At 32.3% G+C, this 14,941-nt stretch carries 11 protein-coding genes; 6 read left to right on the top strand and 5 right to left on the bottom strand.

All coding sequences use genetic code 11. The features are described 5' to 3' along the window. Positions 1 to 10 precede the first annotated feature (10 nt). From Q0921_RS20045 to Q0921_RS20020, 6 genes are all read left to right on the top strand, one after another. Positions 11 to 1,564 carry a phosphate ABC transporter substrate-binding/OmpA family protein gene (locus Q0921_RS20045; protein ID WP_299260082.1) on the top strand — a complete coding sequence of 518 codons (1,554 nt, stop codon included), beginning with the start codon at positions 11 to 13 and terminating at the stop codon, positions 1,562 to 1,564. Further along, positions 1,564 to 2,532, top strand: coding sequence for an ABC transporter permease (locus Q0921_RS20040; protein WP_299260080.1), 969 nt, complete (start codon positions 1,564 to 1,566; stop codon positions 2,530 to 2,532). Before Q0921_RS20045 ends, Q0921_RS20040 begins: the two co-directional genes overlap by 1 nt. Before the next feature lies 1 nt (position 2,533). Further along, complete coding sequence (locus Q0921_RS20035) at positions 2,534 to 3,343, top strand: ABC transporter ATP-binding protein (RefSeq protein ID WP_299260078.1); 810 nt, start codon at positions 2,534 to 2,536, stop codon at positions 3,341 to 3,343. Positions 3,344 to 3,459: 116 nt separating this feature from the next. After that, a complete protein-coding gene (locus Q0921_RS20030; protein ID WP_299260075.1) occupies positions 3,460 to 5,364 on the top strand; it encodes an AAA family ATPase in 1,905 nt (634 codons plus the stop codon). 11 nt (positions 5,365 to 5,375) lie between these two features. Beyond that, positions 5,376 to 8,093 carry an AAA domain-containing protein gene (locus tag Q0921_RS20025; RefSeq protein WP_299260073.1) on the top strand — a complete coding sequence of 906 codons (2,718 nt, stop codon included), beginning with the start codon at positions 5,376 to 5,378 and terminating at the stop codon, positions 8,091 to 8,093. After that, positions 8,090 to 8,998 carry a 2OG-Fe dioxygenase family protein gene (locus tag Q0921_RS20020; RefSeq protein ID WP_299260071.1) on the top strand — a complete coding sequence of 303 codons (909 nt, stop codon included), beginning with the start codon at positions 8,090 to 8,092 and terminating at the stop codon, positions 8,996 to 8,998. The genes Q0921_RS20025 and Q0921_RS20020 overlap by 4 nt, the downstream gene beginning before the upstream one ends. Here the strand turns inward: Q0921_RS20020 and Q0921_RS20015 are convergent. The 5 genes from Q0921_RS20015 to Q0921_RS19995 form a co-directional block, all read right to left on the bottom strand. Next, positions 8,990 to 10,285, bottom strand: a complete 1,296-nt coding sequence (locus Q0921_RS20015) for a hypothetical protein (protein ID WP_299260069.1) — start codon at positions 10,283 to 10,285, stop codon at positions 8,990 to 8,992. The genes Q0921_RS20020 and Q0921_RS20015 overlap by 9 nt on opposite strands. A gap of 33 nt (positions 10,286 to 10,318) precedes the next feature. Then, positions 10,319 to 11,203: an rRNA adenine N-6-methyltransferase family protein gene (locus Q0921_RS20010; protein ID WP_299260067.1), complete on the bottom strand. Its 885-nt coding sequence runs from the start codon at positions 11,201 to 11,203 to the stop codon at positions 10,319 to 10,321. 465 nt (positions 11,204 to 11,668) lie between these two features. Next, a complete protein-coding gene (locus tag Q0921_RS20005) occupies positions 11,669 to 13,048 on the bottom strand; it encodes a cytochrome c peroxidase (RefSeq protein ID WP_299260065.1) in 1,380 nt (459 codons plus the stop codon). A gap of 52 nt (positions 13,049 to 13,100) precedes the next feature. After that, positions 13,101 to 14,006, bottom strand: coding sequence for a hypothetical protein (locus Q0921_RS20000; protein ID WP_299260064.1), 906 nt, complete (start codon positions 14,004 to 14,006; stop codon positions 13,101 to 13,103). Between the two features lie 186 nt (positions 14,007 to 14,192). Continuing rightward, entirely contained in the window at positions 14,193 to 14,939 is a 747-nt protein-coding gene (locus Q0921_RS19995; RefSeq protein ID WP_299260063.1) for a DUF547 domain-containing protein, read from the bottom strand. Positions 14,940 to 14,941 lie beyond the last annotated feature (2 nt).

Genomic DNA, 14,941 nt, shown 5'->3' with positions numbered 1-14,941 from the left:
ATCAAAAATTATGGCAAAAGGAAGATTAACACCGTTTTCAAAAATTTTAATTGTAGTACTTATTATAGGTGGATTATATTTTTTACTAAATAAATTTGTAAGGAATAATCCAGACGTAAAAGATAAGATAGAACAAGTAACTTCTTCTTCTGATAAAGGAGAAACAAAAGAAGGATATAAAGATGTAATCAATGTTGGAGTTGTGACCTGGGGAGGGTATGCCGGCGGACAGTATTTTAACGAAGGGTTTAAAGCTAATACAGCATCTAGGTTTTATAAAGACTATGGGTTTAAAGTAAATTTTGAAGTAATTGATGATTTCGATGCTTCGAGAGATGCCTTTAAGAATGGTTCCATCGATTTAATGTGGGCAACTATTGATGCATTCCCAACAGAGGTAGAAGGGTTATCTCAATATCAACCACAAGTAGTGTTTCAAGCAGACTGGAGTCGTGGAGGAGATGCTATAGTAGCGGCTAGAGGAATCAATAAAGTAAGTGACCTTAGAGGAAAGAAAATCGCTGTTGCGCCTATGACACCTTCACATTCTTTCTTGATTTGGTTATTAGAAGCTAGTGATATGACTACTAAGGATGTACAATTGGTAGAAGTACCTAGTGCTATTGATGCTGCGGATTCTTTTAAAAGTAATACCGTAGATGCAGCTGTAGTTTGGAGTCCAGATGATGCAGATTGTGTAGCTAAGGTAGCAGGTTCTAAAGTATTAGAAAGTACTAAAAACGCAACACATATTATTGCAGATGTTTTCGTTTCTAAAAAAGAATTTATAGAAACTCATAAAGAGCAATTACAAGATTTATATGAAGGTTGGATGATCGGAGCTTCAGAATTAAATGGTTCGGATAGTAATAAAAGAAAAGCAGCTAAGATCCTTGCTGAAGGATTATCACAACCAGAAGATTTTTGCTATGATGCGATAAACAATGTAAGATTAGCAACACATGGAGATAATAAAGATTTCTTTGGATTGAATTCTAATTATACTGGTGTTACAGGAGAGGATCTTTATAATAAAATGAAAGTTAAATATAACGACCTTGGTTATAGTACTGCTGGCGCAAAAAGCTGGAGGTTATTATCTACTAAAGATCTGGTGACAAAAACATCACTTTCTGGTAATACACACAATGCAGAGCAGCAAAAACAATTTACAGCCGTTGATAAAACTTTAGAGAAGAAAGAATCATTATCTTCTAAGAAAGTTAGTATCAGTTTTAGAACAGGAGAATTTCAGATAGATGATAATTCTAAGCAATTAATAGATCTTCAATTTACACCAATTGCAAAAGCTTTTGCTAATGCTCGTATCAGAATAGAAGGGAATACAGATAATGTAGGAGGTAGAAATTCTAATATTACATTATCAAAAAAGAGAGCACAATCTGTAGCAGATTATTTAATTAAACAACATAGTATGCCAGCAAATAGATTTATCATTTTGGGTAATGGTCCTGATAAACCACTTCCAGGATGCGAAAGAAATCAAAATGCTGACTGTAAGTCTAAGAATAGAAGAACAGATTTTGAACTTGTAGTAGACTAATGGTAAAGATCAAAAAACTATTTGAACTTAGAGGTAACTTAGAATCAAAAGACAAAGCGATACTTACTGTTGTAGGTGCCTTGATTTTAATTGGCTTATGGTTTTTGATGGCTGAGTTTCTATCAACATCTGTAATTACTCAGGATGAATCAATAGATATTTCTAAAATTACTCAAAGTGATCGCAAGTATTATGAAAATGATTCTCTATTGGTCGCTAGTTACGATGTATTAGAAGAAATGAATGTTGAAGAGTTAACATCATTTGGTCTAAAGAAAAATAAGGTATATCCTTTGTTGCCATCACCAATTAAAGTAATTAAAGCATTTCCAGATCTTAATCAAAATGATGATGTGATAGGGAACACCTTTTATTCTATTAAATTAAATTTTTTAGGCTATCTGGTTGCCATTTTGGTATCAATTCCGATTGGCTTTTTATTAGGATTAATACCATTGTTTAGAGGATTGTTTAGTCAGATTATTAATTCATATCGTTTTATTCCGCTAACTGCTGTAACAGGTATTTTTATTATGTGGTTAGGGTTAGGTAGTGATATGAAAGTATCCTTTTTGGCATTTGGTATTATTGTGTATTTGATACCTGTCGTCATCCAGCGGATCGATGAGGTCCAAAATGTATATCTCAATACTGTTTTTACTTTAGGAGCAACGTCCTGGCAAACAATAAAAACCGTATATATGCCATACGTTTTTTCTAAAATTATTGATGATATAAGAGTATTGACAGCCATTTCCTGGACATATATCACTATTGTAGAAATGCTGAATAAAGGAGGCGGAATAGGAGAGTTAATCTGGACCGCAAAACGACAAAGTAGAATCGATAAAGCTTTTGCTATACTAATTATCATAGTGGTTATAGGGATATTACAAGATCGACTTTTTGTAATGATCGATAGAATATTATTTCCATATAAACACATTAATAAAGGAAACAAACATTAATATGGCATTACAGTTTACAGATAGTCCTCAGGCTCCTAATGTTATAGAACTTAGAGGAATCTCTCAATCATATGATGGAGGGAAAACCAAAATCATAGAAAATTTAGATTTATTGGTAGAGGATAAACCCATGCAAGGGCAATTTTCTGTCATATTAGGAATGTCAGGATGTGGTAAATCTACTTTGTTACGATATATAGCAGGATTACAAGAACCAACCGGAGGTACTGTTTTGGTAAAAGGAAAACCTGTTAGCAAGGAGAATAGGGTGAGTATGGTATTTCAGCAGTATTCGTCATTGCCTTGGATGACGGTGTTAGATAATGTTGGTTTAGGATTGCGTTTTAAAGGAATTTCTAAGAAAGAGCGGGATGAAAAAGCGATGGAGATGATTCAGTTGGTTGGACTCGATGGCCATCAGAAAAAATATGCGCAATACCCAACACTTTCTGGAGGGCAATTGCAGCGTGTAGCTATTGCCAGAAGTTTAATGTCTAATCCAGAAATTTTATTGATGGATGAACCTTTTGGCGCATTAGATATTAAAACCAGATTACAAATGCAGGATTTACTAATTGGTATTTGGGAAAAATTTAGCCCTACGATTTTATTTGTAACTCACGATATACAAGAAGCAGTTTATCTAGCGGATGATATTTATATTATGAAACATGCGCCTTCTCATTTTGTGAAGCATATAGATGTCGATTTACCTTTTAATAGAACAAGAGAAACAAAACGATTAGCACATTTTGATGAATTAGTACATCAGGTAGAAGATGCAATGATGCAGATTGATGCTGGGAGCTAAAAGAGAGTTTTTTTAGATATATTGAATGACTATCTGAGCTTGTCAAATACTATTGCAATCGTAACACTTCGACAAGCTCAGTGTACCATCAAAACTTATAGAGAATTTACTATCGTATGACCAACAGAAAATACCATAAAACCACAGATCAGTTTTTTTCAAAATTAACTCAAGAAGATAAAGCTTCTTTTTTTAAAGGAAAATCTGTAAATCCATTAAAGATATTGTCTATTTCATCCGCGTTGCCAACGTTGAGAATTAAGGATGAAGATTTGTTGGTGTTGTATTCTTTAAAGGAATCTATTGATGAATTAGATTTTATTATTACCACACAATATATTCATATTGCAGAAAGTAAAATTCCACTAGCTACAGATGTTTTTCAGGATGTAAAGTTTAGTGCTTTTCCAAAAGAGCATGTCTCTTTATTAAATGATTTGATAGATGAATTCTTATTGACTAAAAAAGATGAGAAAAAGAGCTTATCTGATTTCACGAATAAATTCAAAGATTTTGTAAATCAAAAAGAAGATACAACTCAGGAGTTTGATATAGATTATGAGTTTCTACAGATATTAAAAAATGAAGGTGAAAAGATTCAGAATCTGGCGGAAGACCTTAATAATAACAAACGATTTTCTAATACCATCAATGCTATTGTTCATAAAACAGATGATGCATTAGAGTTTAAAGCAGAGCATGTCATTTTACAGGATATCATTAAGGTATTCAATATGATTTATCCACTTAGTGATAAAAAGAATGAGATAGCTGATACTAAAATAAAATTTTTATTAGCATTTTTATTTGAAAAACTTCAAGGGAATGATATTATCGCTTCTTTATCTATAGAACGAATTAATAAGTTTGTGCAATCAGAGAAATTTGATGAAAATATAGAAGTGATTAAAACTGCGAGCTTATTTAATTTAGGAGAAGAATATAAAAATGAATTTCTGCTTCCTTCTTTATTAAAAAGATTAGACAGTCAACATTTTGCGAATTCAGGATCCTTTCTGTATCGCATTGCTTCTTTAATTACCAAAGCAGATGGTACCATATCCGAAGAAGAGAAAACATTGTTGAAGAAGATCAATGATAAGCTGTCAAATCCTAAAGAGAAATTAGAAGGAGTCAAACAAACAGAGATCGATGAGAATGAAACGTTGGATGACGTAACAGATGAGCTTAATGAACTGATAGGTTTAGATAATATCAAAACAGCTGTACAAGAACTCTCTAATTTTCTTAAAGTACAAAAGTTAAGAGAGGAAAAAGGTCTTAAGAATGTAAATAACTCACTACATTCTGTTTTTATGGGACCTCCGGGAACGGGAAAAACAACAGTGGCACGTTTAGTTTCTAAAATATATAAACACTTAGGGTATCTAGAAAAAGGGCACCTGGTAGAAACTGATAGAACCGGAATGGTTGCAGGCTATGTTGGTCAAACTGCGCTAAAGGTAGAAGAAGTTATAAAAACTTCACTGGATGGAGTACTTTTTATTGACGAGGCATATTCATTAGCTAAGGACAACAAAAAAGATTTTGGTAATGAAGCGGTAGAGGTATTGTTGAAGAAAATGGAAGATCATCGAGATCAATTGGTAGTAATAGTGGCTGGATATCCTGATGAAATGGAAGAGTTTATAGAATCTAATCCAGGATTGCAATCGCGATTTAATAGATATTTTACTTTTGATCATTATAAACCAAAAGAGCTAATCGGAATTTTCGAGTTGTTTTGCCTTAAGAATGATTTTGTATTAGCAGAAGAAGCAAAAGAAAAGCTAGAATTCATATTTGAAAAACTTTATGAAAAGCGACATAAGAGTTTTGGTAATGCGAGAGTTGCCAGAAACCTTTTTGAAAAAATAATAGAATACCAAGCAAATCGTATTGTATCTATTACTCCACTTACAGAAGAATTGTTAAAGACGATTGTAGAGGATGATATTCCACCAATTAATCAAACTGTAGATGATTATTTGAGATTTCAGAAAGACGAGGAAGAATCCTAAATTAGTACTCTATGCATATAGAAAAAGTTTTATCCTACTATCAGGATTGTTATAAACAAGAATTCAGAGATAACGATGTACTCAATTTTTTAGGAACCAAAGTTCATAAACGTTTTTTCTTAAATGATTTTTCTAGCTTGTATAGGGAAGAGGATACAACTTTTATGAAAACTGATTTTGGCGAAGAGTTGTACAAGTATCTGGAGATACATAGAAAAGAAAAAACATTTATTGCTTGTAGTTTTTTTGTTACAGGAAAACTTACTTTTCTAGGAAAAAAGAGAACGATCTGCGCTCCTCTAATAGTTACACCTGCTACACTAGAGATTAATAGTGAGACCTTGTATCATATAAATTATAATTTTGAAGAGAACAGAGCGAATGATGCATTGCTAAATTTGCTAAAATCGAATTACAATCTTGATGATTCATTTGTTCTGGAGATAAAATCATTAATTAATGATCAGGAACCTGGTAAACAAGATATCCATGCAATTGCCAGAAAGCTCAAAGAAAATATAAAAATAGACATAAGTGCTTTAGAAGAGTTACCAGAACTTATTTCTGGAGAAAAATTAAGAAGTCATCTAAAATCTACCTCTCAAAAATTACTCCCTGGAATAGCCTTAGGAATTGTCGAGAAATCAAAATCAAGTCGTAACGTATTACACGAAATCGATGAAATAAAAGAAAGACACTTATTTAATAATACGCTTCAGGGATTTTTTTCAAGGAGAAAAATAAAAATCAATTCTAATAAAAAATCAAAAGAGACTATCTATGTTCCTTCCAACCTTAGTGAATCACAGTTAGATATTATTCAGGCAGTAAAATCGAATGATATCACCGTGGTAATAGGCCCTCCAGGAACAGGTAAATCATATACAATTGCTTCTTTAGCTTTAGATCAAGTATATCACAATAAAAGTGTACTGATATGTTCTAAATCAGATCAAGCAGTAGATGTGTTACAAGATAAAATAATAAATGATCTAGGCGTAAAAGGCCTTTCGATTAGAGCTGGTTCTGGAAGAAATCATCGCACAACTTTAAGAAAGAAATTAGAATCAATTAATGTTTTCAATAAAACCGGTGGCGATTATTACGTTCCTACGAAGCAAAGTGAAATTGATTATGCGAAGGAAAAAATAAAGGAAATAAGTGAAGAGATTCAGGAAAGAGAGCATCGTGAAATCAAAAATGCAGAGCTATTCTTGGATCATAAGCCTTCTTTTTTTAAAAGATTAAAACGGAAGTATGTATCCAGACAGGTACTAAAAGAGTACCCTTTTTGGCAGTTGATAGAATTACTAGATCATTATATTCATCAGAAAAACAAATTAATTAAAGAGATCATTTCTCTAAAATATCAGGATAAGATTTCTAATTTATTACAAAAAGATGGAACGTTTTCACAATTATTAAAACTAACAAAGACCAAAGACATTGTAGAAAGAGATCGTCTATTTCAGGAAATAAATTTCATATCTGTGTTGCAATGCTTACCTATTTGGATCACAAAGTCTACCGATGTAAGTGATGTGTTCCCTTTAGAGAATAATATTTTTGATGTAGTAATTATTGATGAAGCTTCTCAGTGCGATATTACAACGATGATTCCGGTATTGGCAAGAGCCAAAAAAGTGGTGGTAGTTGGAGATCCAAAACAGCTTAGGCATGTTTCCTTTTTGTCCAGACAGGTAATGGAAAATACGGCAAATAGCTATGGCTTGCTAAAAGGCGAGGATGTGATGAATTATAGAGAGACCAGTTTCTTAGATTATGCAATGGAACGATTACCTTCGCAAAGTAATGTTCACTTTCTGGATGAACATTATAGAAGCGTACCGAGTATTATACGATATAGCAATCAGAAATTTTATTTTGATAAGCTAAAAATAATGTCAGACTTACAGATCCATAACAAATCATCGGCTGTGCACTGGATATTCTGTGATGGAGAGAAACTAAAAGATGGTACAAACCTTAAAGAAGCTGATAAAATATTAGAAGATGTACAAAAAGTAATTGAAGAAGAGCTTCACATAGCTTCTGGTGTAGCGACTACAATTGGGATTCTTTCTCCTTTTAGAGATCAGGTAAATTATTTGAAGAATAAGATAGAGGAATACGATCTTTCTGCTATAAAAAAACATAGAATCGCTGCAGGGACTCCTTTTGAATTTCAGGGAGAAGAACGAGATCATATGTATATTACGTTTACCATTGATAATAACATTAGCACTTCAGTTTTTCAATATCTAGACAGAGAAGATGTATTCAATGTCAGCATTACACGAGCGAAACACAAACAATTTTTATATTATTCTTTTGATCCGAAAAACTTCAAGAATAAACATTTGTTGATCGATTATCAGTCAGAAACTAGAATATATCATCAACATAATAGTATTGAAGAACATGTTGATAATTTTGCAACCGAGGTACACGAAGAATTGATTCAATTGGGGATTGAAGAAGAAGATATTATCGTTAATTACCTGCTAGCAGGATATGTAATGGATATTTTATTAACTTACAATCAAAGAACTATTTGTATCGATTTAGTAGGATATCCTGGTGCATTAGAAAAAACGTTTTCTATAGAACAATATAAAACACTATTTAGGACGCAGATACCTATTATTACAGTACCTTATGCGTACTGGTTGCATAATAAAAAAGAATGTTTAGATCATATAGCTAAGAAAGTTAGGATTAAAAAATGATTACCGAAAAAGAAATATCTAGACAAATAGGAAGAACTATTAAATCACCAATTCGGGTTAGCAGTGTTGAGGATTTAGGAATTGATGTAAGTTCTTTTTTACATTTTTTTAAGCCTTTTTTCGAGGAACTACAAGATGATGTTTATCTAGTAAAAGGAAAACAAATTACTTTTTTAAAAGAAATCTTTCCTTTAGATTCAACCTCCATTGAAAAACTACATAAACCTTATTTTGAAGGCACAAGAACGATAGAAGCTTTGGCGTATTGGATACAGCAACTAGATGAGAATCAAAAACAAGAATTTAATCAATTATCGATAATTACCAGACAACGTAATATTTCCTCTTTTTTAATTGAAATTTGGGATGATCAATATTTTGTAGAAAGAATAGCCCAGCAAGGCTTTGAGCAAGATGTGGATGATTTTAGAGTATGGAAACGCATTTTTAAACAAGCGACTAGAGAAGCTGTAGAGAATGAATTATTTGTTGAACTGCTAAAGAAAATAGCTGGTCTTGTTAAAAAAATACATCCTGAAGTTCGAAAGATTCAGATTACGAGTCATTTTATGAGAACAATTTCGAAGGAAAAGATTAAAGGGGAAAATTCCCCAGAAGGAATGCATGAGGATGGCGCTCAGTATATCATGTCTGCATTGGTTGTAAATCGACAAAATATAATTGGTGCCGAAAGTCAGATTTATGAAAAAACTACTTCAGATAGTAATGAGCTTATCTTCAAAAAAGTATTAGAACCTGGAGAATTTATTTTTCAAGCAGATACCGGAGAGGAGTTTACTTTTGGTAATGATCTTTGGCATTATGTAACCCCTATTGAGCCAGAAGATATTTCAAACTCTGGAATACGAGATATTATTGGGTTTGATATGGATATTTTAGAGTAATGGTTTTCCAAAACTTTCCTCTTGCATCTTAGAATGCATTAATATTTCTTTTTTTATACCTTTATAGCCTGTTTCTTGATACAGTTTTTTGAGTTCTTCTTTTCCTTTATCACTATATTGATAAGCCAACGTATAGATACATAGCTTACCCAAAGACTGAGAAGTTTCTCCTAATCTTAATGCATTAGCATTAGAAAAAGAACGTTTTGTGATTCTTAGCAGATACGGAATTGCACTTTTCTTATTATTAAAAGTTGCAATAGATAAAATCATACTTTTTAGAACTGCGATATTTTCTTTTTTAATATACTGACAATTACATTTTATTTCAAAACCAGTATTATAAGTCACTTTTTCAACCCGTAGATTACTCATTTTAGGTTTAAATTCTGAAGCTTTTTTGATGAAATCTAATACTTGTTTTTTATAGGTATTCTCTTCGATATCATCTATATGTTTTCGAGTAACATCTAATAGTTTGAAGGGGTTATGGAAATTTTTATTAGCCTCAAAGATTTTTAATAATTCACAATAGGCATCTTGCTCTTTTTTGTTTGCTCCCTTAAGAAATTTGTTAATATAATCTGCAAAAGGATCTGAAACCAATAAAAAGGAAGGTTGATTTTCATTTTTGTCAGGAGTATAAAGATGAAGTATTCTTTGGATTGTATTTCGAGAAGTTTTGTAATAGGTGTACCAATCGTTGTTAAATCTTGGGCTTTTCAAAAAGTTTTTTAAATAGTAATAAAATTCTTCGCTAATACCATCGCTCTTTGATTTTTGCCGAAGCCTTGATGTTATAGAGCCAATAGATATATAAGTTGGATACGTTACCCATAAATCCATAAAATAGATAAAATCCTTTTCCTTAAAATGCAAGTTGGGCCGCAATAACAGATTTAATATTTCTTGAAAGTACTGTGTTTGTAACTTGTTAGGCGATGTGTCTTGTGTAGTTTCAAGTTTAATGACCTCTTTAGTAACCCAATATAAAAAATCTCTCTTAAAAGCTACTTGTTGTTCTGACAGAAATTTATAAGAATTTAGACTGGTGAATTTTGGAGCCCAGTAATTATATCTGTTAATTTTAAATTTTTCGGTAGCTTCTTTAAAAATGTGATCTGATAAAGCTAAAAAACTATCTTTAAATAAAGGAGTCGTATCTACATTGATTCTATCTTCTTCTTTATGACTTTTATTAGAAATTTTTTCTAATTCTCGTTCTGTTATTTCAAAGCCAGATTTCTTAACACCCAAAAGAAACGAAAGAATTTTATCAAATATCATTGACTAAATTATTAAATGAAGCTTTGATAAAAATTAAGAGAGCACACAGCTAATATCATCAAGAGAAGAGCCGTAGTCAAAACTAAAATCGATATGTACCAGATCTCCTGCTTTTACTGCTTGAGTATTGGTCGTTTTTAGAACAGTTGGTGGCATCAGACTATCCGTTCCTGTAAAGTTCGATCCCTCTGTGATTTCTACATAAGATTCTAGATATAGCGCATTCACCGTTCCGGAGAACAATACCGGAACTGAAAAGCTGAGTTTTACACCTTGTTTTTTTTCTTTTAATAATTCAATTTCGTTTGCTAAAAATTGTTGTGTTAAAAACATCGGCTGATGTCTAGTAAAATTAACTGGATAATGATGAACATTTGCATCAATTTCCGCTTCACAAAGCCTTGCAAAATTTACGATCCGGTTAGGAAATAGTTTTCCACCAGGTTTCAGGAAATTCCTCATATGCTGAAAAATCTGAACCTGAAATTCATTGGCACAATAAATACTCATTAATTCACCAACTACAAAATCTACTTTTTCTGGTAAATCTACTGTTAATGCATCTGCATAGATAACCTCTACTTTATCTGCCCAAGGATACTTAGCAATTTCTTTATTAATAAAAGGAATCAGATCAGGATTATTCTCGATCAAATATGCTTTTTTCACAAAAGGCATGTATAGTTTAGTAAGGGGAAGTGTTCCGACACCAATTTCGCAAACTGTAGCATCTTTAAAATTATTATTAAGTTGAAATGCTTTATGAAAAGCGTCTACACGTTGCTTATCGGTTTCCATAATCTTATAATAGATTTCAGGAAAACCAAAATGCGATTCATCAAATGTTTGTGCTTTTAGCAAGCTGTATTTTAGTGCATCGTAATTGTCAATTACTTCCTCAAATAATCTGTCTTTCATTCCTTTAATGATTGTTTTTAGTAAATATAATAATTATGAGTGTTATAGATATGAATAGAGATAAAACTTAAAAACAAAAAAACTTATAAAAATGGAAATGTAAGGGTAGGGTATTTTTAAAATAGCGCGTTTTATTTATACGATCGAATTACTTAACGTATAATTCATAATACCGGATGTAGATATAATACAATAGTGAAGAATTGATATTTGTTTATAAGCTGATCATCAATCAGCCGAATTTAATTTAGATAAAAAAGGGACGTTTTTTCTGGAAAAAATTGTTGGTGATCAGTAATTCGGGTATTGTCAAAATGATTGTGAAATAAGTGTCATGCAGAGCTCATTGATGAATTTGTGTTAGACTATTTTATTTGGGAAATAGTTTTCAATGAGCCGTAGCATGACTTAAAAATGGCATTGTATTGTGGTATTTAGTTCTTTGGTATGATTACACTAAAAAATTTAATCACATCCAAGATCCATCTTTGATACAGGATCGCTATTGGGGAAACAGTTACCCGAATTAACGGCTTGTGGAACATATCGAGATAGGTTCGGGTCGTTTAAACTATTTTCAATAAATAAAGCAAGTTCTTCAATTTCATTTTTATTTAATTTTATATTTCCAAATTGAGGTGCTAAATTACTAGCAGGGACTTCTGTATTTTGTGCGACTCCGTTTATTTTATATTCGATAACCTCTTCGATAGAAGTAAACGTTCCTCCATGACCATAAATACTATTATCCGTAAGATTATAAAGCGTTGGTGTTTTAAATTTATAATTATCTGCAGGATCTTTTGTGAATCCTCCTCTTCCTTTTTTTACATTATCAAAACTACTAGGGTCCAAAACAAAAGCAGTACTAGAGTTATCAAAATCACCCATTCCAAATGCATAAAAGCTTTTGTCATTTAGTGCTGGGCCGGTGTGACATTCATAACATTTTCCTTTACCAAAAAATGCTTTTGCCCCTCTTTTTTCTGAATTGTTAAGCATATTATACTCCCCTTTTAACCATCGTTGCCAAGGGGATTGATTGGGTAACACAGTTCTTTCATATGCCGCCATTGCTAATGCTGCGTTTTCTGTAGAATATCGTTCCGCTATAGGACTGTTAGGAAAAGCATCATCAAACATTTGTTGATAACCAAAAGAAGTTACAAATGTATCATTTACCAATAATCGATGTACTCCTTGTCCTTTTATTGCTTGAACTTCAACTCCTTGGAATCCAATAAAATTTTCTGGAATATTTGTCCAGTTAGCCTCTGTTCCTGCATTGGTTCCTGTACCTCCAAATTGACCATTCCATAACATGACGTCCTGATAAGCAACATTTAATATGGTTGGGGAGCGTATTGGTTGGATGTCTGCATCGGCAACGGCTATATTTGTGTTAAAAATTCTGCTTTCGCCACCAGTACCAAAACCAACTCCGGCTTCTCCAATTCCCTGTCTGATACCAGCACTAAATCCAGCCTGCGCATGATGGCATGAAGCACAAGAGTAGGTAAATAAGTTAGTCGGAGTTGTTGGGTTTCCTCCAGTAGCGGTTTCATGAAAAAGTAGTTTTCCTAAAGCTACTTTTTCTGGAGTGATAGGATTCAATGGGTCTTGGGGAATACTCGTATATTGATTACTATTGGGGAGTATAAAAAATGGAGCTCCCATACCACCAGAAATAGCTTCTAACTCATCTAGGATTTGTTTGTCTAAGCCTGTTGCTAAAAAAGTAGCATTTTTAGAAGTAGTTGTCTGATTTTCATCTAATAGAATATAATCATCATTTTCACAAGAAAAGAAGATGAAAATAAAAATAAAGAAAGATATCTTTTTCATGAAAAACGTTTTTGGTTAGTGTTATTGATTAGTTTATTGATACGAAGGTTATTTATTGTGCTTTATAGACTAAACCGACGGAAAAACCTGAGGCTCTATCATAGTTTCTCCCGCTCATGTTAGCAGTATATCCAGAAGAAATACCAATACTTTGCTTATATATAGGGACATATAAGTCAAAATAGAAATTGGTAAAATCTACTTCTGTTTCTGGTAATGCTGCAGCTCCACCAGCAGCTCCAAACTCAGGCGTGCCAATATCCAATCCATTTAAAGAGTTCTGACTACCAACTTTTGCGTGTGCATAAAACCATTTGTTATAATAACCAAGTTTTGCACTAAATAATGTAGCATTGGGTATTTCAAAATCCGAATTATTACGCAAGCTATAAGCGGCTTGTAATTCAATAAATAAGTTAGAGGAAGCATTGACCTGTATAAAACCGCAGCCATCAATAGCAGTTGCTCCATTACCTAAAGATAGAATTCCAGCTTCTTCGTAACCTCCGACTGGTACCGAAACTCCTGCTGCACCACCGATAGATATTTTTGCTGAGTTTCTCAAGTTTTTCTCTAAAACTTTTGCTTTTAGAAAAACACTTAAATCTTGTACACCACTTACCTCATTAGTTTGTGATACGGGATCTAAAGCTCCAGTTTCATTTTTCATGGATATATAAGGTAAAGTAATCGATGTTGAGAGCCAATCAAGCATACCGTATTCTCCGTAGACACTAACTACAGATGACGAAATTTCACCCATTCCGGCAGGATTAGCATCTGTAGTAGTAGTGCCTCTGAAAAAATTATCATAACTTTTGTAAGAGTAGGATGAGGCTAAAGTAAAATCCTTTTTTTTAGGAAAAAATCCATTTATAATAGTTTGAGCAGATACCGATGAGAAAAATGTTAAACAGTATATTACCGTTGTTATTTTAAGGTTGGTAATGTTAGACATATTTAGGTGTATTTAGATTTTAAAAGTGATTACAGGTTTTGGTATACAGAGATCTTATCTAATTTTTTTTCGTTCTATAGATGTATAAATTGGGTAATAATTTGTTACACTTGCTAATCAAAGTATAATATAAAAGTTGTGATCTTTTTTTAGATAAAAAGAAGAAAAATTAATAAAATCGAGTATTTAATTATTACTTGTTATTGGAGTTTTTTTGTCATTCTTGTTTAAACTCCAATCATAGGTAACATACTTTTTGGTTATTTGTTTGTCTATAGTAATTGTTGAATATTCATTGATAAAGTCGATTACATCCATATGGTTACTAGCAAAGTCATTTTCGTACCATTGGAATAATTGAGATATTCTAACCGTTTTAGAATTGATCTGATTTCTTTGAGGATCGTTGATAAATTCTTTAGTTCTTTCTTCTAGAGCATATCCGATATTACTGCTAGTATACGCTCTATTCCATAATCTTGGGGAAGACATAGATCCACAATTAAGTAAAAAATGAATTCGAGGATCTCCAAATTTTCTTAAGATACTATGTTCGATGTCATCTAAACTATATCGTACATTTTTTGATTTGAATGCTTTACGTTTCCATGGGTTTTCTATTTGATTGATGGATGCTATAGGATATTCATCTATTATCATTTTCATGACAGTAGCGTTATATACATTAAGCCAGTAGGCTAATTTTTCTTCTTTACTCCAATTATCTTCTGGAGCAATATTTTGTAAATATCTAAAGTATTTGTAAAATACCAGTACATCATTTGTGACACCATCATAGTCAACTAGGCCTTCATCGGTTACATTAAGAACCAGAATCTGATCCCACGCATTATGATCTACAATTTCTTGTGAATTGATGTTGAAAAATGACAATGAAATTAGAAAAAAGAATAGGGTTTTAAGAGATTTCATCT

The sequence above is a fragment of the uncultured Aquimarina sp. genome (assembly GCF_947496855.1).
GTDB lineage: Bacteria > Bacteroidota > Bacteroidia > Flavobacteriales > Flavobacteriaceae > Aquimarina.
Note: the sequence above shows the minus strand (reverse complement) of the source record. Positions and strands in the feature narration are given on the sequence as shown.

Coding starts and splice junctions, on each gene's coding strand:
- Q0921_RS20045 (WP_299260082.1), top strand. CDS start 11: ATGGCAAAAGGAAGATTAACACCGTTTTCAAAAATTTTAATTGTAGTA.
- Q0921_RS20040 (WP_299260080.1), top strand. CDS start 1,564: ATGGTAAAGATCAAAAAACTATTTGAACTTAGAGGTAACTTAGAATCA.
- Q0921_RS20035 (WP_299260078.1), top strand. CDS start 2,534: ATGGCATTACAGTTTACAGATAGTCCTCAGGCTCCTAATGTTATAGAA.
- Q0921_RS20030 (WP_299260075.1), top strand. CDS start 3,460: ATGACCAACAGAAAATACCATAAAACCACAGATCAGTTTTTTTCAAAA.
- Q0921_RS20025 (WP_299260073.1), top strand. CDS start 5,376: ATGCATATAGAAAAAGTTTTATCCTACTATCAGGATTGTTATAAACAA.
- Q0921_RS20020 (WP_299260071.1), top strand. CDS start 8,090: ATGATTACCGAAAAAGAAATATCTAGACAAATAGGAAGAACTATTAAA.
- Q0921_RS20015 (WP_299260069.1), bottom strand. CDS start 10,285: ATGATATTTGATAAAATTCTTTCGTTTCTTTTGGGTGTTAAGAAATCT.
- Q0921_RS20010 (WP_299260067.1), bottom strand. CDS start 11,203: ATGAAAGACAGATTATTTGAGGAAGTAATTGACAATTACGATGCACTA.
- Q0921_RS20005 (WP_299260065.1), bottom strand. CDS start 13,048: ATGAAAAAGATATCTTTCTTTATTTTTATTTTCATCTTCTTTTCTTGT.
- Q0921_RS20000 (WP_299260064.1), bottom strand. CDS start 14,006: ATGTCTAACATTACCAACCTTAAAATAACAACGGTAATATACTGTTTA.
- Q0921_RS19995 (WP_299260063.1), bottom strand. CDS start 14,939: ATGAAATCTCTTAAAACCCTATTCTTTTTTCTAATTTCATTGTCATTT.